Source organism: Cupriavidus sp. 01L45, assembly GCF_056399885.1.
Genome location: NZ_JBFTSG010000025.1, coordinates 59,475 through 78,954, shown reverse-complemented (window position 1 = coordinate 78,954; position 19,480 = coordinate 59,475). Strand labels below are relative to the sequence as shown.

13 protein-coding genes are annotated in these 19,480 nt (G+C 63.2%); 8 read left to right on the top strand and 5 right to left on the bottom strand.

What is annotated here, in order from left to right; translation table 11 throughout:
- Positions 1–41: 41 nt before the first annotated feature.
- Genes AC1DT6_RS18545 through AC1DT6_RS18530 form a run of 4 tightly spaced genes read left to right on the top strand, consistent with a single transcriptional unit; the run spans position 42 to position 5,597 of the window.
- Entirely contained in the window at positions 42–1,064 is a 1,023-nt protein-coding gene (locus AC1DT6_RS18545; RefSeq protein WP_441634325.1) for a radical SAM protein, read from the top strand.
- Positions 1,061–2,005 (top strand): cupin domain-containing protein, encoded by a 945-nt coding sequence (locus AC1DT6_RS18540; protein WP_441634323.1) that lies wholly within the window; start codon positions 1,061–1,063, stop codon positions 2,003–2,005. Before AC1DT6_RS18545 ends, AC1DT6_RS18540 begins: the two co-directional genes overlap by 4 nt.
- The gene (locus AC1DT6_RS18535) at positions 2,005–3,522 is read left to right on the top strand and encodes a S41 family peptidase (protein WP_441634321.1); all 1,518 of its coding nucleotides are present in this window, start codon (positions 2,005–2,007) and stop codon (positions 3,520–3,522) included. The genes AC1DT6_RS18540 and AC1DT6_RS18535 overlap by 1 nt, the downstream gene beginning before the upstream one ends.
- Positions 3,519–5,597, top strand: a complete 2,079-nt coding sequence (locus tag AC1DT6_RS18530) for a peptidase domain-containing ABC transporter (protein WP_441634319.1) — start codon at positions 3,519–3,521, stop codon at positions 5,595–5,597. Before AC1DT6_RS18535 ends, AC1DT6_RS18530 begins: the two co-directional genes overlap by 4 nt.
- 178 nt (positions 5,598–5,775) lie before the next feature.
- Here the strand turns inward: AC1DT6_RS18530 and AC1DT6_RS18525 are convergent, their stop codons facing one another.
- From AC1DT6_RS18525 to AC1DT6_RS18510, 4 genes are all read right to left on the bottom strand, one after another.
- Positions 5,776–8,979: an efflux RND transporter permease subunit gene (locus AC1DT6_RS18525; RefSeq protein WP_441634317.1), complete on the bottom strand. Its 3,204-nt coding sequence runs from the start codon at positions 8,977–8,979 to the stop codon at positions 5,776–5,778.
- 18 nt (positions 8,980–8,997) lie between these two features.
- The gene (locus AC1DT6_RS18520) at positions 8,998–10,233 is read right to left on the bottom strand and encodes an efflux RND transporter periplasmic adaptor subunit (protein ID WP_477103010.1); all 1,236 of its coding nucleotides are present in this window, start codon (positions 10,231–10,233) and stop codon (positions 8,998–9,000) included.
- 195 nt (positions 10,234–10,428) lie between these two features.
- Complete coding sequence (locus AC1DT6_RS18515) at positions 10,429–11,058, bottom strand: MOSC domain-containing protein (protein WP_441634313.1); 630 nt, start codon at positions 11,056–11,058, stop codon at positions 10,429–10,431.
- A gap of 120 nt (positions 11,059–11,178) precedes the next feature.
- A complete protein-coding gene (locus tag AC1DT6_RS18510; protein WP_441634311.1) occupies positions 11,179–12,354 on the bottom strand; it encodes an MFS transporter in 1,176 nt (391 codons plus the stop codon).
- 247 nt (positions 12,355–12,601) lie between these two features.
- Between AC1DT6_RS18510 and AC1DT6_RS18505 the strand changes: the two genes are divergently transcribed.
- Genes AC1DT6_RS18505 through AC1DT6_RS18495 form a run of 3 tightly spaced genes read left to right on the top strand, consistent with a single transcriptional unit; the run spans position 12,602 to position 15,940 of the window.
- The gene (locus AC1DT6_RS18505) at positions 12,602–13,597 is read left to right on the top strand and encodes a glycosyltransferase (RefSeq protein ID WP_428178334.1); all 996 of its coding nucleotides are present in this window, start codon (positions 12,602–12,604) and stop codon (positions 13,595–13,597) included.
- Positions 13,594–13,986, top strand: a complete 393-nt coding sequence (locus AC1DT6_RS18500) for a GtrA family protein (RefSeq protein ID WP_441634309.1) — start codon at positions 13,594–13,596, stop codon at positions 13,984–13,986. Before AC1DT6_RS18505 ends, AC1DT6_RS18500 begins: the two co-directional genes overlap by 4 nt.
- Positions 13,987–14,026: 40 nt before the next feature.
- Positions 14,027–15,940 (top strand): hypothetical protein, encoded by a 1,914-nt coding sequence (locus AC1DT6_RS18495; protein WP_441634307.1) that lies wholly within the window; start codon positions 14,027–14,029, stop codon positions 15,938–15,940.
- 3 nt (positions 15,941–15,943) lie between these two features.
- Here AC1DT6_RS18495 and AC1DT6_RS18490 read toward each other — a convergent pair whose 3' ends face one another.
- The gene (locus AC1DT6_RS18490) at positions 15,944–16,957 is read right to left on the bottom strand and encodes a D-2-hydroxyacid dehydrogenase family protein (protein ID WP_035865572.1); all 1,014 of its coding nucleotides are present in this window, start codon (positions 16,955–16,957) and stop codon (positions 15,944–15,946) included.
- A gap of 565 nt (positions 16,958–17,522) precedes the next feature.
- On the opposite strand from AC1DT6_RS18490, the gene AC1DT6_RS18485 reads away from it, so the two are divergent.
- A complete protein-coding gene (locus AC1DT6_RS18485; protein ID WP_441634305.1) occupies positions 17,523–19,379 on the top strand; it encodes a phosphoenolpyruvate carboxykinase (GTP) in 1,857 nt (618 codons plus the stop codon).
- Positions 19,380–19,480 lie beyond the last annotated feature (101 nt).

Genomic DNA, 19,480 nt, shown 5'->3' with positions numbered 1-19,480 from the left:
GCTGTATAAATGGATGAGTCAGATTAAAGTTGCAGGACATTATGTTTCAGACCAACAATCAGTTGCTCTGGTCGACCCTCGACCCTAGATGCCTTGAACTCACACTTATGCCGACGGAACAGTGCAACTTTCGTTGCACCTACTGTTATGAGGATTTCTCCATCGGGAAGATGAGTCCCAGGGTGCAGGCAGCCTTGAAGCGATTCATGATCAATCGTATGGAAGGCCTCAAATACCTCAGTTTTCAATGGTTTGGCGGTGAGCCGCTGGCTGCCAAGAACATTGTTTATGAACTCAGTGCGTTCGCCCAAAAGCTGTGTCTGGACCACGGTGTGGGATTTGGCGGTGCTTTGACAACCAATGGCTATCTGCTGGACATGCAGACGGTTCAAAAGCTGTTCGGCTTGGGGCAGAGGGGTTATCAAATTTCCCTGGATGGCATGGGAGATGCACACGACAGAACCAGAAAGCTGACCTCCGGCACGGGTACATTTGATCGGATCTGGACCAACCTGAAGAGGCTCCGGGATAGCGAGCTGGGCGTATCGGTACTGCTTCGGGTGCACCTGACACCAGAGAACGCACAATCCGTGAAAGCGCTTGCGGTAATGTTGCGCGAAGAATTCCTCCACGACCCGCGGTTCTCCGTGCTGCTCAAGCCCATTGAAAATCTGGGTGGCCCTAACAGCGCGAGCATCGCGGCGTTGAACAAAGCGGAGCGGGCCAAGCTACTGGGTGAAATGCGAAGCCTGTTGTACCGCGACATGCCTTCCGCCGAGCCGTCTAAGACAACGGTCGGGGAGGTCTGTTACGCGAGCCGGCCGAATTCGTTCGTGATTCGCGCGGACGGCCGTGTACAGAAGTGTACGGTCGCACTGTCCGAGGCGCACAACACGGTTGGAAATCTGACCGACGATGGCAGCATTCGGCTCGACAGGCCACTCATGGGCCAATGGATGCGAGGCTATGAAACCGGTGATTCTCGCGACTTGCGTTGTCCCGCAGAACGTTTTCCCCAGCGCAACAACCATGAAAAGTTCATTCCTGTCGCACTGATTTCATGAAAAAGCACATCAATTTCAATATTGCCAAAGAGGAATTTATTTCCGACTTTGCTGATCGCAAGATGTACGTCGTACGAGCCGCGGTTGCGCCTTCGCTCTTGAGTTGGTCTGACCTCAACGCAGCGCTCTATTACATCGATCCCGTGCCACCCCATGTCCGGGTGCATCACAATGGCCTGGTCTCCGAGTCACGCTATGTGGAAGACTGTTCGATCGGAGGTCTTGCGGGGAAACGGCTCAACACCAGTGTGGTTCAAGGCTTGCTGTCCAGCGGCGCGACGATCGTACTCAATCGTATTGACGCCCGCCTTGAGCGAGTCCGACATCTGTGTGCGGAGGTCGGCGAATTTTCGAACGCCGAGACGCTGGCGAATGGTTACCTGGCCTTTTCCGGACGGGGCAGTTTCGGGCCCCATTGGGATACACACGACGTCATGGCCATCCAACTCATAGGCCGTAAACGGTGGAAGGTATATAAGCCAACTTTTCCATTGCCACTCCCGGGTCAAACCAGCAAGGAACACAAGGCCGATTGTCCAGCTGAACCCGTCTTCGACGGAATCCTGGAGGCGGGCGACCTGCTCTATCTTCCCCGAGGCTGGTGGCACGATGCCATACCTATTGGCGAGACGTTCCACGTTGCGATCGGCATGTACACGGCAAACGTGTTGCACTTTGTTTCGTGGCTTTGCCAACATGCCCTTCGCGAACACGAAGAACTGCGAAGAACCTTAAAACCTGGATGCGATGTGACTCAAGGGATTGCGGCGGCCGGCAAAGTCATTGAGAGACTGGTGAATGATCCCAGGCAACTTGCCCTTTTCATGGAGAAACTGAACAAGGCGAGAGTCACGCCCCATCAACCCTTCTCTCTYGAGTCTCTGGTGAGCTCAGCATCTATGAAGGAGCGGGAATCCGCCACAGTGAAAGGAGTTTGTTAGTGGTCCGCCCGCTTGTGATTCTGCTGTCGTCCTTTTTTTGGATCTTGTCGTGTCACGCGGACACGGCGACGAATCTTGGTGCCAAAGAGAAGGAACACTCGTCCACGGACATCAACTGGAGCAAGAGCGCCATTCAAGACATCACGCGCGCGCACGAAATCATCCGGGAGGCACATCCCGGCGTTCTGGACCCGACGGATCACGGCTTTCAACAGTGGTTTAAGCAAGGGTACGACGAAGCGACGGCGCTCGCCCTCCGTGCGAATTCCGAGGGCAAGGCGTTGGCGGCGCTACGCTTCTACATCGCGGGCTATAGGGATGGACATCTGGTCGTATGGAAGGAAGGCCAAGTTGGTGAGTCCCCTCGCTGGGCGGGATGGATCGTGCAGCGCCGCAATGGCAAGTACCGCGTTGCGGCGCGGGCCTCGGACTGGCCCGTCGACGTGCCCCAAATAGGCGATGAACTGCTTTCCTGCGACGGCCAGCGCATTGACGATTTGCTGGTGGAAAAAGTCGCTCCGTTCGTGGATAGACGCGTGGACCTGGAGGGCTCGCTGTCTCGTCTTGCGCTGCATCTGACCAGTGAGCCGCACTACGAAACGCTGTGGGAACCTTTGCGGTTGAAACACTGCGAGGTTCGATCCCCCTCAGGGAAAATTCGCCAGTTCTTGCTGAAGTCGCAGCTCTTCACGGAGGAGTTTCAAGCGATGACCAGGCCAGCGATGCCACGCCAAGGTATCAAGCAACCACGGCAGGGCATCCACTGGATTCATGCTACGGATTTCACCTTGTCGAGTAGCAAAGACATTGCATCGTTCGAAAGACTGTTGAACAGGGTCCGGGCTCTGGGAGAAGCCGATGCTGTGGTGCTTGACATTCGAGGCAATAACGGCGGAAAAACTTTGGTGGGCTACCGAATCCTATCGGCGCTATTCAAGGATGCCGTAGGGCGGAAACCCTCATCTGAACAAGTAGAGTCCAAGGCGTACTGGCGCGTTTCTGCGACCGCCCGCGAAGCGCTTGAGGCATACAAGACTGCGTTCAGCCAGGCGGAAGGCCCGGCAAGCCTGACTTACAGACTCCTGGACACTCTCCTGTCCCGCATGAATGAAGCCGCATCACTCGGCCAGGCGTTCGTCGAGCAAATGGATGTACCGCTCGATGAACTGACTGAGCATGGCAGTCCCTTTGATGGCAAGCTTGTGCTGGTCACAGGCCCGAACTGTGCGAGCGCTTGCCTGGACTTTGTGGAGATGGTGTTAAGCATTCCCGGAGCGGTTCACGTTGGGAGCGTGACCAGCGCGGATACGCGGTATTCGGACATAGCGCACGTATCGCTTCCAAGCACGGCGAAGATGTGGGTTCCACTCAAGGTTTGGAAGAACCGTAAACGCGCAGACAATGAACCTTATGTGCCGAAGTTCACCTTCGACGGCGATCTCAACGATACGGCGGCTGTTCAGGCATGGGTGATTGATCGCGTGTTGCCATCCATCACAAAAATTTCAACCAAGTGAATACCTATCTGCAAACTACTGCAGCAGAGTGCGGGCTAGCCTGCCTGGGCTACATAGCGGCTCACCACAAGCATGAGTTCTCGATGAGCGAACTTCGAGCTCGATTTTCTGTTTCCATCCGTGGCACGTATCTGCGCGATCTGATTCGATTGGGAGGTCTTTTGGGGCTAGGCGCAAGACCGGTTCGCCTTGAACTCGACGGACTTTCAAGGCTCTCTCTGCCATGCATACTTCACTGGGATCTCACGCATTTCGTGGTCCTGATGAGGGTCTCTGGCAACAGGATCACGGTACATGACCCAGCGCGCGGAGAGCGCTCAATGGCCCAGGCAGAGGCTAGTCAGCACTTCACCGGAGTGGCATTGGAAATGTGGCCCACCACGGCCTTTCAACAAATTAAGCCGAAGCCGCCGATAAACTGGCGAGACCTGATGGGCCCTATCTTGGGTCTTAGGCGTAGTCTGTCGCAGCTCTTTATACTGGCAGCAGCATTACAAGTACTGGCTTTGGTACTACCTCTTTTCACTCAATGGCTTATCGACGGCCCCGTTGTCTCTGGAGATACTGAACTGATATGGGTAGTCATCACGGGCTTCGTGATGGTAACGCTAATGCGGGTCGTGCTCGAATGGACACGTGGCTGGCTCGGAATCATTGCTATGCACCAACTCGGCATTCAATGGGCGTCGCGTGTGGTTGGGCATTTGCTTCGATTACCGACGAAATGGTTCGAGGTTCGACACACGGGAGACGTACTCTCGCGCTTTCAGTCCGCACAAAGCATCCAGCAAACCGTGACTGGAAAATTCGTCGACATACTACTGGATGGCCTGTTCGGTACTGTGACTGCCATAGTGATGGCGATCTATAGTCCAACGTTGGCAGCCGTCGTCGTAGCCACGATTGCAGGCTATGCCGCGATCCGTCTATTAGCCCACGACGCGTTTCACCGGGTTAGCGATGAGGCAATGACACATGAGGCGGTTGCGCAAACCCATTTCCTGGAGAGTTTGCGAGCCATGCAGGCCATAAAAATTGCTGGTCTGGAAGAGCAAAGAGCCTCCCGCTGGTCAAATCTCGTTGTTCGAGCAGTCAATAAGCGAATGCAGGCAAACAGGATGACATTGAGCTTCGGAGCGAGTTACGGATTGTTGTTTGGTATGGAAACTGTCACTGTGCTTGGCGCGGGTGCTTACATGACCATTCAAGGCGGACTAACCGTGGGAATGTTGATGGCCTTTATAACCTATAAGGACGAGTTCTCGTCGAGGATGCAGAGATTTATCGACAATATGATGTCGGTAAGAATGCTTCGCTTGCACGTGGAGCGACTGTCTGACATCGTAATGGCCGAACCCGAGAAGACGACTGGTGCAATGCCTGAGCGATTCGATACTGATGGCTGGCTGGTCCCCGATATTTATCTCGATAGTGTGAGCTTTCGCTACGCCGAGGGTGCCGATTGGGTTCTAAGGAATATCACTCTCACCATTCGATCTGGTGAGCACGTGGTGATCATTGGCCCGACTGGATGCGGGAAGACGACGCTGGCCAAAATCATTCTTGGCCTTCTGGAGCCGACGGAGGGCACCGTGCGCGTGGGAGGCCATCCACTTTCTCACGTCGGGCTTGCAAACTGGCGGCGCCACGTAGGTGCGGTGATGCAGGACGATCAGCTGTTCTCAGCGAGCTTGAAGGAAAACATCGCGGGGTTTGACGACGAGATCGACATGGATCGCGTCCAAGCTGCAGCTGAATCTGCGGCCATACATGATGAAATTCTTGCGATGCCAATGGGATACCATACGCTCAACGGCGACATGGGCAATACCCTATCTGGCGGCCAGCGGCAGCGACTCCTTTTGGCACGCGCGCTGTATCGCCAGCCACGCGTCCTTGTCCTGGACGAGGCCACTAGTCATTTGGACGTGGCGCGAGAACGGCAAGTCAATGACGCGATTTGCAACTTGCCGGTAACGCGCATCACCATTGCACATCGCCCAGAAACGATTGCCATGGCCGAGCGAGTTATTGATATCACGCGGCTGGAATCGACCGCCATCGCCACTGACTAGTGGCCCTTAACACAGCCGAAGGTCACTGTCTTGGTGAAGCAAAGCTTCGCGGCGGACGCCGAGCTTTACTCTCTCTCTCGGGTTCGTGGTCGATCTTGCATACCGCACCGCCGCTGGGCGGCGGATGCGCACGAAATCCCTTGGCCCCGCGACGGCGGGGCCAAGGAGAAAGGAAGGCTCAGCGCTGCGGCGCCACTTCCCCGCCCACCAGGGCCGGCAACCGATTACCCTCCGCATCGATCTGCAGCGGGCCGGTGCCCGAGAAGCGATCCAGCGCGAGGTAGATCACCGGCGTGATGAACAGCGTGATCACCTGCGAGAACAGCAGGCCGCCCACCACCGCCAAACCCAGCGGCTGGCGCAGTTCGGCGCCGGCGCCCAGGCCCAGAGCCAGCGGCAGGGCGCCCATGATGGCCGCCAGGGTGGTCATCATGATCGGGCGGAAGCGCAGCAGGCAGGCCTGCCGGATCGCGCGCGCCGGGGCCATGCCCTGTTCGCGCTGCGCCGCCAGCGCGAAGTCGATCATCATGATGGCGTTCTTCTTGACGATGCCGATCAGCATCAGCACGCCGATGGTGGCGATCAGCGACAACTCCACGTTGAAGATGAACAGCGTGAGCAGCGCGCCCACCGCCGCCGACGGCAGGCCTGCCAGGATGGTCAGCGGATGGATGTAGCTTTCATACAGCACGCCCAGCAACGTGTAGATCACCGCGATGGCCGCCACCAGCAGCAGCACCTGGGTCGCCTGCGAGGACTGGAACACCGCAGCGTCGCCGCCCCAGCTCGTGAAGATCGCGGTGGGCATGGCGATCTCCTGCTTGTAGGCATCGATCCTGGACGAGGCATTGCCCAGCGCCGCGCCCGGCGCAAGGTTGAACGACACCGTCACGGAGGGCAACTGGCCCTGGTGGTTCACGGCGATCGGCCCGACCCGGCGCTCGGTGGTGGCGAAGGCCGAGATCGGCACCATCTGCCCGGTCTTGCTGCGCACGTAGATCTTGGAGAAGGCGGTCTCGTCGGCACGGTCGATATCGGCCGCCTGCAGGATCACGTAGTAGTTGTCGATCGGCGTGTAGATGGTGGAAACCTGGCGCTCGCCAAAGGCGGAATACAGCGCCTGGCGCACGTCCTGGATCTGCACGCCCAGCGCGTTGGCCTTGTCGCGGTCGATGGAGAGCTGCGCTTCCAGGCCCGACTGCTGCGAATCGCTGGTGACGTCGCGGAACAGCGGGTCGGCGCGCATCTTGCCCATCAGCTTGTCGGAGTACTCCTGCAGCTGGCCGGCCTTCACGCTCTGCAGCGTGTACTGGTAGCGGCTCTTGCTCTGGCGCCCGCCCAGGCGCAGGTTCTGCACCGGCGAGAAGTAAACCGCCAGCCCGGCGATCCCGGAGACATCCTTGCGCAGCGACTCCACTACCTTTGCCATCTTGGGCCGCTCGCCGAGCGGCTTGAGCTCGACGAACATGCGGCCGGTGTTGATGGCGGGGGAGGGCCCGCCGCCGATCGACACCACGATGCTGCGCACCGCGGGGTTCTTGCGCATGCGCTCCGCGGCATCGCGCAGGCGGTCGGCCATGGCGTCGAAGGAGATGTCCTGCGGGCCTTCGGCGTTGACCTGGATCTGGCCGATGTCTTCTTCCGGGAAAAAGCCCTTCGGAATGGTCGCGAACAGCACGGCCGTCAGCACGAAGGTCAGGCCGGCCACCGCCAGCACCGACTTGCGGTGCGCCAGGCACCAGTCGAGCCCGCGCGCGTAGCGGTGCAGCGTGAATTCGAACAGGTTTTCGAACCACTGGGTGGAGCGCAGGCCGATGGTCTGCTTCTGCTTGATGGCTGGCGCATGGGCCGCGCCGGCATGGTCGCCATAGGCGTGCTGGGACTCGTCGATCGGCACGTTCTCGGCCGACAGGAAGCGCGCGCACAGCATCGGGATCAGCGTCAGCGACACCAGCGCCGAGACCAGGATCGACAGCGACACCACGGCGGCGAATTCATGGAACAACAAGCCGATCACGCCCGGCATGAAGAAGATGGGGATGAACACCGCGACCAGCGAGATCGAGATCGACAGGATGGTGAAGCCCATCTCGCGCGAGCCGACCAGCGCGGCCTTGAGCGGAGGCACGCCTTCCTCGATGTGCCGCACGATGTTTTCCAGCATCACGATGGCATCGTCCACCACCAGGCCCACGGCGAGCGTGATGGCCAACAGCGAGACGTTGTCCAGGCTGTAGCCGAAGGCCTTCATCAGCGCCACCGTGCCGATCAGCGAGATCGGCAGCGACACGGTGGGGATCAGCGTGGCGGCGGCGCGCCGCAGGAACAGGAAGATCACCATCACCACCAGCCCCACGGTGAGGGCCAGCGTGAACTGCACATCGTGGATGGACTCGCGGATCGATTGCGAGCGGTCGTTGACCACGCTCACGTTGACCGAGTCCGGCATCTGCTGGATCAGGCGCGGCAGCGCGTTCTTGATGGCGTCCACCACCGCCACCGTATTGGCGTCGGGCTGGCGCAGCACGGCCAGCACGATCGAGCGTTCGTTGTTGAGCCAGCTGCCGGTCTTGATGGTTTCGACGCTGTCTTCCACGTCCGCCACGTCGGACAGCCGCACCAGCGCCCCGCTGGGCTGGCTGGCCACGATGATGTTGCGGAAGGCATCGGCGCTGGCGAGCTGGCGGTTGGCCTGGATGGTCAGCGTCTGGCGCGCGCCGTCCAGCGTGCCGACTGGCGTGTTGGCGTTGGCGCGGTTCAGCGCCGTGGCCAGTTCGTCCAGCGTGAGGCCGCGCGCGGCGAGGGCATCCGGGTGGGCACGCACGCGCACCGCAAAGCGCTTCTGGCCAAACACCTGCACCTGCGCCACACCCGGCAGGGTAGCCAGGCTGGGCGAGATCAGGTTGTCGCCGAAGGCATTCAGCTCGGCCAGGCTCATGGCCGGCGAGTTGATCGCCAGCAGCAGCACCGGCGCATCGGCAGGGTTGACCTTGCGGTACGACGGCGGCACCGTCATCTCGATGGGCAGCGCGCGCTGCGCGCGGAACAGCGCCGCCTGCACGTCCACGGCCGCGGCATCGATGTCGCGGTCGTTGTTGAACTCGATGGTGATGCTGGAGTTGCCGAGCGTGTTGGACGAACTGATCACCGACACGCCGGGGATGGTGGCGAACTGCTTTTCCAACTGGGTCGCCACCGAGGCCGCCATGGTCTCGGGGCTGGCCCCTGGCAGCGTGGCGGTGACCTGGATCACCGGCGAATTGAATGACGGCAGCGCCGCGATCGGGATGGTGGGATAGAGCGCGATACCGGTGACGATCACTGCCAGGCATAGCAGGATCGTCATCACCGGACGGCGGATACAGAGCTCGGACAGGGTCATGATGTCAGCGCCCCGGGCTCAATGCCTGGCGTCGGCGGCCGCCGCGCTGGCGGCACCTGCCTTGGCGGCTGGCGTGGCTTCCCGCACCAGGCTGCCGGCACGCAGGTTCTGCGCGCCTTCGACCACCACGCGCGTGCCTGGCGCCACGCCTTCGATCACGGCGGCGCTGGCGGTCGAGACCTGCACCTTGACCGGCATCGGCTTGACGCGGCTGTCTGGCTGCACGGCGTAGACGAAGCGCCCCTCGGGTCCGGTCACCACCGCCTGCGGCGGCACGGAGAGCGCATCCTTCAGCGTCTGCACCACCGCCTCCACGTTGGCGTAGGTGCCCGGCCACAAGCGCTGCAATTCATTATCGAACTGCGCCTTGATGCGGATGCTGCCGTACTGCGGGTCCACCGTGTTGTCGACAAAGCTGATCTTGCCGGTCACCGGGACCTTGCTGCCGTCGTTGGGCAGGGCGGTGACAGCGACGGGGCCGGCGTGCAGCGCCTCGCGCAGCGCGGCGAGCTGGCGCTCGGGCAAGGTAAAGGTGACGGCAATAGGCTGTACCTGGGCGATGGTGACCATCGGCAGAGCGCTGTTGGGCATCACCAGCGAGCCGGGGAACATGTTGATCACGCCGGTGCGCCCGCCGATGGTGGCGCGGATGGCGCCGTAGCTGACCGCCACGCGACTGGCCTCGATGGCGGCCTGGTCGGCGCGGATGGTGGCCTCGAAGCCGTCGACCTTGGCCTGTGCGGTATCCACCGCGCTCTTGGAGATGAAGTTGCGCTCCAGCAGTTCCTTGCTGCGCGCCAGCGTGCGGCGCGCATCGGACAAGTCGGCCTGGTCACGCATCAGCTGGGCCTGCGCCTTGGCGAGGTTGGCCTCGTCCATGCGGGTATCCAGCGTGAAGAGCAGGTCGCCAGGCTTGACGGTCTGGCCTTCCTTGATATGGACAGTGCGCACCGTGCTCGACACCTGCGGGCGGATTTCCACCGTGGCGAGCGCGCTCACCGTGCCGTTGGCCGTGACCCGCAGCGGCACGTCGCCCTGCTGCACCAGGGCGGTGCTGACCACCACCACGGGGGGCGCCTTGGCCGCCGGCTTGGGCGCCATCCAGGCGCGCCAGCCGAACCATCCACCTATGGTCAGCGCGATCAGGACCGCGCCGGTCATCCATGGTGAAACACGTCCTTTCCCGGTACCCATGGCCGGACTCCACTTGCCGTCGACAAAGCCCTTGGCCTGGTCGATCCCGTTCGTTTTCATGTGTGGACTCTCTTACAGTGCGCGCACGAATGCGCCCGCTCCCCGGCGGCCCGGCTTCTGGGGTCCGGTGCCGCGCCGCGACAAAACTGCTACTAGTACAGGATCAGGGGCTTCGACCGCTAGTGCCCCTGCCATCCATGCCATTACAAAGTATTACAGGGATGGATGCCTGCTTGTATCGAGAGTCAAACATTATCAGAAAAGCTGGCTCTGGCGGCCATTGCGTTGCCTGGCATTGATGCTGGCAATCGATACTTCGCGCGGTCCCGGCTCGATGCGTACCGCTTCGCCCGCCCGGAGCTGGCCCGGCGTCACCACGCTGAGATAGATGCCCGAATAGCCGCTTTGCACCATGTGCTGGACCGCGTGCCGGTAGCCCATCACCGCATTCAATTTGTAGCAGGGCCGGCGCGGGGACTCCACTTCGAGCAGCACATCGCCGATCCGCAGGTGGTCCCCCACCCACAAATCGGTCTCCAGCACGCCTTCCAGGGTCAGGTTCTCGCCCATGGCACCGTAGGCGAGCGGCCTGGCGGCGTCGGGGAGGTGAGCTTCCCGGCGCCGCTCGTTCCACCAGGCGAAGTGCTCGGCGGGGTAGGCATAGACCGCTTTATCCAGCCCGCCATGCACGCTCAGGTCGGCCTGTTCGTCACCCGCCAGCCCGAGCGGGCGCACCGCGACCGCGAGCGGATGGAGCAGGGTACTGAGCGGGTGCTTGCGGATGCCCGACATCACGACCGCCTCGGTACCCGCCGCCGCCACGAAGAGCGGCAGGGCCCTGCCGACATTGATGGCGAGCAGGCGCATGCCGTTGGGTGTGCTCATGACGTCTCCCCTGGTCGTTTTTCTCCCATCTTAGCGCGGCGAGTCTGGGGAGGGCGGCGCCAGGCGGATGCCCCGTGTGCGGCGCCGCACGGCCAGGCGGCCGGGAGGCGCCGGGTTGCGTCAGGCCTGCGGCTGCACCGCTTTTCGGCTGCGCCACAGGCAGCCCAAGGCACTCGCCCGTTGCGAAACCACCACCGCCAGCAGCATCAGCGCCGCCGCGCCCCAGTGCAGGGCATTGGCGCCGGCGGTGGCGTAGATCGCCGCGCCGCCCATGGCGCCCAGGGCCTGGCCGAGATAGATGGAGGAGGAGTTGAGCGAGATCGATACCGAAGCGCGCTCTGGCGCCAAAGCCACCAGCCGCGCCTGTTGCGCGCTGTTGGTGGCAAAGCCGCCCACGCCCCACAGCATGAAGATCAGCACCAGCGCCACCGGCCCCAGCGTCGCCAGCGGCCACAGCAGCATGGCCGCCAGCGAAGTCAGCATGGCAAACAGGACAATGCGGGCGGGCGTTACCCGGTCCATGCGCGAAGCCGCCAGCACATTGCCGCTGACACCGCAGGCACCGTAGGCCAGGAACATCAGGCTGAGCGCGCCGCCGCTGATGCCATGCACGTCGCGCAGCAGCGGCGCGATATAGGTAAACAGGGTGAACATGCCGGCCGACTGGATCATGGTAGTGGTCACTACCAGCACCATCGGCGTGTGGCGCAGCACCGCGCCCCAGGCTGCCCGCCCCACCGGTTCGACGTAGAGCCGGGGCGGCAGCGCACGCCATACGCCCACCGCCGCGCCCAGCGCCAGCAGGCCCACCAGCCCCATGCTGAAGCGCCATCCCAGCGTGCTGGCGATCCAGGTACCCAGTGGCACGCCGACCACGCTGGCGACGCTCCACCCCAGGAATACAAAGCTGATGGCACGCCCGCGCGTCTGCGCATTGACCAATAGCGGCAGGGTCGCGGCGGTTTGCGGCGTGTAGATGGCAGCCCCGATCGCGGTCAGGAAACGGATCGCCATCAGGCTGGCGAAGCTTGGGGCAAAGGCCGCCGCCACATGCATCACGGCATACACCAGCAGCGAGCCCGCCAGCAGCAAGCGGCGGTCGATGCGCGAGCCGAGCGTGGCGAACAGCGGCGCGCCCACGCAGGTGGCCAGCGCGAACACGGAGATCAGCTGCCCGGCGGTGCCGGCGCCAAGCTGGAAGTCGCCGGCGATGTGATTCAGCATGCCGGTGACGATCATCGCGCCCGTACCGATGACAAAATTGCCAAGGCACAGCATCAAGAGCCTGGGATCCATGGCGACCGGGGCAGGTAGGAGACGGTGGAAGGACGAAAAGCGCGGCCAGAGGCCGCGCGGAATCTCCCGAGTGTAGCGGTTTTGTTTCGTTCGCGTTGAGCGCAGCGCACTCAGGCGCGGCAGGGGGAACGACCGGGTGCCGGGTATCCGACTTGATTAATCCCGCGCCAGTCGGTAGCGTATCGGCTTTCCCGAGCGCCTGGCCGTCGGCCGCTCCGGCACTTTCTGCTGTAATTCCCCACCCTGTATGCCCGAACTCAATCCGCCCCGCGTGGCGGTCATCATCCCCTGCTACAACGAAGCGGCGACCATTGCCGGCGTTGTGCAATCGTTCCGCCAATACCTGCCGGATGCCGGGTTGTACGTCTTTGACAACAATTCCAGCGACGACACGATCGCCCAGGCGCGCGCCGCTGGCGCAGTGGTACGCTCGGTACCCCTGCAGGGCAAGGGCAACGTCGTACGCCGGATGTTTGCCGATGTCGATGCCGACGTCTATGTCATGGTGGACGGCGATGGCACCTACGACGCCAGCGTCGCCCCGGAACTGGTCCACCGCCTGTGCGCCGAGGGCCTGGACATGGTGGTCGGCGCGCGCGTCAGCGAAGAGCAAGCGGCCTATCGCTTCGGCCACCGCTTTGGCAACGTGCTGCTGACCAGTTTTGCCGCTACCTTGTTTGGCCGCACCTTCACGGACATGCTGTCGGGCTACCGCATCTTCTCGCGCCGCTATGCGAAGTCGTTTCCGGCGCATTCGTCCGGCTTCGAGATCGAGACCGAACTGGCGGTGCACGCGCTGGAGCAGCGCATGCCCGTGGCGGAACAGGAAACCATCTACTATTCGCGCCCGACCGGTTCGGAGAGCAAGCTCAATACATACCGGGACGGCTGGCGCATCCTGATGACCATCCTGCGTCTGTTCAAGTCGGAGAAGCCGCTGGCTTTCTTCTCCACCGGCTTCATGGGTTGCTCACTGCTGTCAGTGATCCTGGCTGTGCCGCTGTTCGAAACCTACCTACGCACGGGCCTGGTGCCACGCCTGCCAACGGCGCTGGTGTGCGTGGCCCTGGTCCTGCTGGGCATCATCCTGCTCACTTGCGGCATCGTGCTCGACACGGTTACGCGTGGCCGCCTGGAGATGAAACGGCTCGCCTACTTGAGCCTACCCGCGCCGCTTGCCCCCCCGGCGGTCACCGCGCAGGCACCGGTCACGCCGCCCGCCGAGCCAGTTGCCGCACCGTGATTCGCAAGCAACTGCTCACGTTCGCCCTGGCGGGGGCAACCGGGTTCGTCGTCGATAGCGGCGTGCTATATGGCGCCCTGGCACTGGGCGCCGGCCACTACCTGGGGCGCCTGCTGTCCTTCCTGGTCGCGGTCTTCGTCACCTGGCGCATCAATCGCCGCCTTACGTTCCCGACGCGGCCAGGAGAATCGGCCTGGCACGAGTGGTGGCGCTATCTGGTGGCGATGTCCGCCGGCGGCGTCATCAACCTGGCCGCCTACAGTGTCGTGATCGCACGCCTGCCCGCCGCCGCCTGGGCGCCGTTGCTGGCGGTTGCCTTCGGCACGGGTTGCGGCCTGGTCTTCAACTTCTTGTCCGCCAAATACTGGGTATTCCGCAAGAAGTCCTGAATCCCTGCCGCCCTTGGCGCGGCAGCCCACCCCGTCAACCATGCCCGTCTTCCCCCGCCTCGCCGCGCTTGTGTCCCGGACCTTCATGCGGCTGCAGCAGCCGCGCGCCCCGTTGCTGGCGTGCATCCTGGTACCGCTCGCCTTCGGCCTGTTTTCTCTCGCGCTGGGCCAGGACCGCAACTGGGACTTGCTCAACTATCACCTGTACAACCCGTACGCATTGCTGAAGGGCCGCATCGGCACCGACCTGGCGCCAGCGCAAATGCAGAGCTACTTCAACCCGCTGCTGGATATCCCGTACTGGCTGATGACGCAGTACTGGCCCGCGCCCCTGGCGGGGTTTGCGATGGGGGTGCTGCACGGGCTCGCCTTCGTGCTGGTGTTTGGCATTGCCCGGCGGGTACTGGTGCCGGCCGGGGCAGGCCAGGAACAGACGCGGCATGGCAGCGCAGTGGCCTTGTTGCTTGCGTTGGCGGGCTGCCTGGGACCGGGCTACCTGTCGGAATTGGGCAACACCATGGGCGACAATGCCACGGCACTGCTCGTATTGGCCGGCTTGTCCGTGCTGCTGCACGGCTGGGAGCGCCTGGGGAGCGCCCATGCCGCCTGGGCTCTGGCCGCGGCAGCCGGTGTGCTGGTGGGCGCAGCCACCGGGCTGAAGCTGACCAATGCCATCTACGCGGTAGCGCTTTGCGCTGCCATGCTGAGCCTGCCGCTGCGCTGGCCGCGCCGGCTCTGGCTGGCCTGGGTGTTCGGGCTGGGCGTGCTGGCGGGGATCGCCCTGACCGCGGGATACTGGTTCGCCCTGATGTGGTCGAATTTCGCCAATCCGCTCTTTCCGCAGTTCAATGCGTTTTTCCACAACACGCTGGCGGCGCCGATCTCGGTGGCGGACACGCGGTGGCTGCCACGCAGCGCGATGGAAGCCGTGATGTTTCCCTTCGTCATCGTCGCCGATGCCAAGCGCGTGGGCGAGGTGCCGACGCGGCCGTTCGTGTGGCCGCTGTTGTATGCGCTGGTCTGCTGCTGGACTGTGCGCGCCGGCTGGCGGGCGTGGCGCGGCAAGCCGTCAGGCGCCGCCAGCGCTGACTTGCCGCCGCTCGCGCCGCAAGCGCGCCTGGTGCTGGCGTTCGTGGCAGCGGCATTCCTGACCTGGCTGGCTTTGTTCAGCATCTACCGCTATTGCGTCGCCATGGAGCTGCTGGCGCCCCTCGCCGTCTGGCTGGTGGTGCAACGCCTGCTGCCAGCCCGTGCGGCCGGGCGCACGGGTGCCATTGCGCTCGCCATGGTGGCGCTTGCCGCACTGACTGGCATGAAAACCTGGGGCCACGAATCCTGGGCACGGCAGGCCTTCAGACTCACGCTCCCGGATGTGCCGCTTGACACAAATACCACCGTCTTCCTGACTGGCGGGGCTGTGGCCCAAGGATGGCTGGCAACGCAATTTCCGGCTGCAGTGACATTTGCAGCGCTCAACTCCAACTTTCCGGAAGGGCCAGCCTATGTCGGGCGCGTGCAAGCCATGCTGGCCCAGCGGCCGGGCCAGGCCTACGCGCTGCTGCCCGCAAATGTGAACTGGCGTGCGCAGAGCGTGGCGCGGATGAACGATTCGCTGGCGGGAATCGGGGTGTCGGCCAATGGCAGCCTCTGCAAGATGCTGGGTTCGGCACTTGGCCGGCTGCGCGTCCATGCACAACTGGCCGCGCCACAGCCGGGCGGCGAAGGCGCCACCTGCACCCTGGCCCCGCTGCCGCAGGACCTGAGCGACCTTGCCGCCGAAGATCGGGCGGAAGTGGCGCTGCAAAGCCCCGGCCTGCTGCGCTATGGTCTGGTGCTCCAGGCCGGAGGCTGCCGCACCTATGATGCCTTCATCGGCGCGGACGCGCGGCCTTACCAGTTGTGCCCGGTAAAGCTGGGCCATCCGGCAGGCGGTTCAGCCGCACCTGGCGCCTAGCGCCTAGCGCGACAACGCCGGCGTCAGCGCCTTGGGGTTGGCGATGCTGTCGTGCTTGCCGGACAGCACATCGAGGATGTTCTGGAACGCGATGCGGAAGTACATCTCGTAGCTTTCGCGCTCGACATAGCCCAGGTGCGGCGTGCAGATGCAGTTTTCCATGCGCAGCAGGGCATGGCCCTGCAGGATGGGTTCGGACTCGAACACGTCGACCGCCGCCATGCCGGGGCGGCCGCGGTTGAGACCGGTCAGCAGGGCGTTTTCCTCCACCAGTTCGGCCCGGCTGGTGTTGACGAACAGCGCGGTCGGCTTCATGCGGGAGAAGTCTGCCAGCTTGACCAGTCCGCGCGTCTCGTCATTAAGGCGCAGATGCAGCGACAACACATCGCTTTCGGTAAACAATTGCTCTTGCGACTCCGCCACGGCCAGGCCATCCTCGCGGGCGCTTTTCTGCGAGTTCTCGCGTCCCCAGACCAGTACGTTCATGCCGAAGGCGCGGCCATAGCCCGCCAGCAACTTGCCAATCTTGCCGTAGCCCCAGATCCCGAGCGTCTGCCCGCGCAGCACCTGTCCCAGGCCGAAGTTGGGCGGCATGGTGGTGGACTTGAGCCCGGACTGCTGCCAGGCGCCATGCTTGAGGCTGGCCACGTACTGCGGAATGCGGCGCTGGGCCGCCATGATCAGGGCCCAGGTGAGTTCGGCCGGGGCCACCGGCGAGCCCGCGCCTTCGAGCACGGCCACGCCGCGCTCGGTACAGGCTTCGACATCCACATGGCTGCCAATGCGGCCGGTCTGGCTGATGATCTTGAGTTTGGGTAGTTTTTCCAGCAGTTGGCGGGTGATGCGCGAACGTTCGCGAATCAGCACCACGGCCTCCACGTCCGAAAGGCGCGCGGCCAGCTGGCCGACGCCCTTGACGGTGTTGTTGAACACCTTGACGTCATGGCCGTCAAGCAGGCTGAAGCAAGACAGCTTGCGCACGGAATCCTGATAATCGTCGAGTACGGCAATCTTCATCGGAAACTCTGGTTTGGCAATCGCAAGGTGCGCCCACCCACAGAACAGGGCACCCATCAACGTTATAGTTTTTACCACCTGTCGCGCGACACCGCGGTGGATGCGGGGCGCAGCGGGAACGGCGAGAACAATTCGGCACAACAACGGAAGTGCGCCGCCAGACAGGGAAACGGGACAAAACGACAAGGCCGGAATCGCGCACGAACATTGCTGCGGAGCAAAAAACAGCGGCGTGCGGCAGTGGTATCCTTGCCGGTTCCGATTCGGGAACGGATTGTCGGTCGAGCCTCGCTCCCGCCACCCGGACCGCGTCGGACAATGCTTGCCGGCCCCTGTCATGGGCGAAGCGCCACTGTAGCGCAGCCGCAGGGCCAGCCGCGACCTTTTGCGCAGTTCCGGTCGCTGTGGAGTTGTAACGGGATGTGACGATCCACCGGCCCGGCGCGGAACCAGCGGCGAGCCGCCGCGGTCTGCTCTGGCAAGGAGGCTCGCCGCCAGCCGTTTCCGGCGGTGGCAGTGCGGGCCAGGCTTTGCAAGAATTCTCTCTACGCTTTGGAGTTGCAGTATGAACCACCCCACAATGCAGGGCACGCCCGCACTCAACGTTCCAGCCTGGGTCAAGCACCAGAAGCTGATTGCCTGGGTTGCCGAGTTCGCGGCCCTCGCCAAACCCGACAATATCCACTGGTGCGACGGCTCGCAGGAAGAGTACGACCGCCTGTGCGAGCAGATGGTCGCCGCCGGCACCATGAAGCGCCTCAACCCGGCCAAGCGCAAGAACTCGTTCCTGGCGCTGTCCGATCCGTCCGATGTGGCGCGTGTGGAAGACCGCACCTTCATCTGCTCGCAGAAGAAGGAAGATGCCGGCGCCACCAACAACTGGACCGCCCCGGCGGAAATGCGCCAGACGCTGGCCGGCCTGTTCGATGGCTGCATGCGCGGCCGGACCCTGTATGTGGTGCCGTTCTCGATGGGCCCGCTGGGCTCGCCGATCGCCCACATCGGCGTGGAACTGTCGGATTCGCCATATGTTGCGGTCAATATGCGCATCATGACGCGCATGGGCCGCGCCGTGTTCGACGTGCTGGACACCGATGGCGAGTTCGTACCGTGCGTGCATACCGTGGGCAAGCCGCTGGCTGCCGGCGAGAAGGACGTGGCGTGGCCGTGCAACGCCACCAAGTACATCGTGCATTTCCCGGAAACGCGCGAGATCTGGTCCTACGGCTCGGGTTACGGCGGCAACGCGCTGCTGGGCAAGAAATGTTTCGCACTGCGTATCGCTTCGACCATGGGCCGCGATGAAGGCTGGCTGGCCGAGCATATGCTGATCCTCGGCGTGACCTCGCCCGAGGGCAAGAAATACCATGTGGCCGCGGCGTTCCCGTCGGCCTGCGGCAAGACCAACTTCGCCATGCTGATCCCGCCCAAGGGCTTCGAGGGCTGGAAGGTCACCACCATCGGCGACGATATCGCCTGGATCAAGCCGGGCCAGGACGGCCGCCTGTACGCCATCAACCCGGAAGCCGGCTATTTCGGCGTGGCGCCGGGCACCAGCGAGAAGACCAACTTCAACGCGATGGCCACCCTGAAGGAAAACGTCATCTTTACCAATGTCGCGCTGACCGACGACGGCGACGTGTGGTGGGAAGGCATGAGCAAGGAAGCTCCGGCCCACCTGATCGACTGGCAGGGCAAGGACTGGACGCCGGCCATCGCCAAGGAAACCGGCGCCAAGGCCGCGCACCCGAACGCCCGTTTCACCGCGCCGGCCGTGCAGTGCCCGTCGATCGACGAGAACTGGGACAACCCGGCTGGCGTCGCCATCGACGCGTTCATCTTCGGCGGCCGCCGCTCCACCACGGTGCCGCTGGTGACCGAAGCCCGCAACTGGACCGAAGGCGTCTACATGGCCGCCACCATGGGCTCGGAAACCACCGCCGCCGCTGCCGGCCAACAAGGCGTGGTGCGCCGCGACCCGTTCGCCATGCTGCCGTTCTGCGGCTACAACATGAGCGACTACTTCGGCCACTGGCTGGCGCTGGGCAAGAAGCTGGAAGCCAGCGGCGCCAAGCTGCCGGGCATCTACTGCGTCAACTGGTTCCGCAAGGACGCGGACGGCAACTTCGTGTGGCCGGGCTTCGGCGAGAACATGCGCGTGCTGTCGTGGATGATCGACCGCGTCGAAGGCCGTGGCCAGGGCAGTGACCACGTGTTCGGTACCTCGCCGCGCTACGAGGACCTGAACTGGCAAGGCCTGGATTTCACCAAGCAGCAGTTCGACCAGGTCACCTCCATCGATCACGCCGCCTGGCAACAGGAACTGGCGCTGCACGAGGAACTGTTCACGCAACTCAAGCACAACCTGCCGCAAGCCCTGGTGGATGCCAAGGCCGCGCTGGCCAAGCGCCTGTCTGCCTAAATAGCAGGCAACCTGGCTGGCAACCCGGGTCCGTCCCGGGCACCGGCAAAAGGAAGCCCACCCCGGCAACGGGGTGGGCTTTTTCCATTGTGGCGCCGCCG

What these genes read in the sequence shown, in the direction of transcription:
- AC1DT6_RS18515 (WP_441634313.1), bottom strand. Translation starts at nt 11,058, where the DNA reads ATGAGCACACCCAACGGCATGCGCCTGCTCGCCATCAATGTCGGCAGG.
- AC1DT6_RS18525 (WP_441634317.1), bottom strand. Translation starts at nt 8,979, where the DNA reads ATGACCCTGTCCGAGCTCTGTATCCGCCGTCCGGTGATGACGATCCTG.
- AC1DT6_RS18510 (WP_441634311.1), bottom strand. Translation starts at nt 12,354, where the DNA reads ATGGATCCCAGGCTCTTGATGCTGTGCCTTGGCAATTTTGTCATCGGT.
- AC1DT6_RS18495 (WP_441634307.1), top strand. Translation starts at nt 14,027, where the DNA reads ATGCCCGTCTTCCCCCGCCTCGCCGCGCTTGTGTCCCGGACCTTCATG.
- AC1DT6_RS18505 (WP_428178334.1), top strand. Translation starts at nt 12,602, where the DNA reads ATGCCCGAACTCAATCCGCCCCGCGTGGCGGTCATCATCCCCTGCTAC.
- AC1DT6_RS18545 (WP_441634325.1), top strand. Translation starts at nt 42, where the DNA reads ATGTTTCAGACCAACAATCAGTTGCTCTGGTCGACCCTCGACCCTAGA.
- AC1DT6_RS18520 (WP_477103010.1), bottom strand. Translation starts at nt 10,233, where the DNA reads ATGAAAACGAACGGGATCGACCAGGCCAAGGGCTTTGTCGACGGCAAG.
- AC1DT6_RS18485 (WP_441634305.1), top strand. Translation starts at nt 17,523, where the DNA reads ATGAACCACCCCACAATGCAGGGCACGCCCGCACTCAACGTTCCAGCC.
- AC1DT6_RS18490 (WP_035865572.1), bottom strand. Translation starts at nt 16,957, where the DNA reads ATGAAGATTGCCGTACTCGACGATTATCAGGATTCCGTGCGCAAGCTG.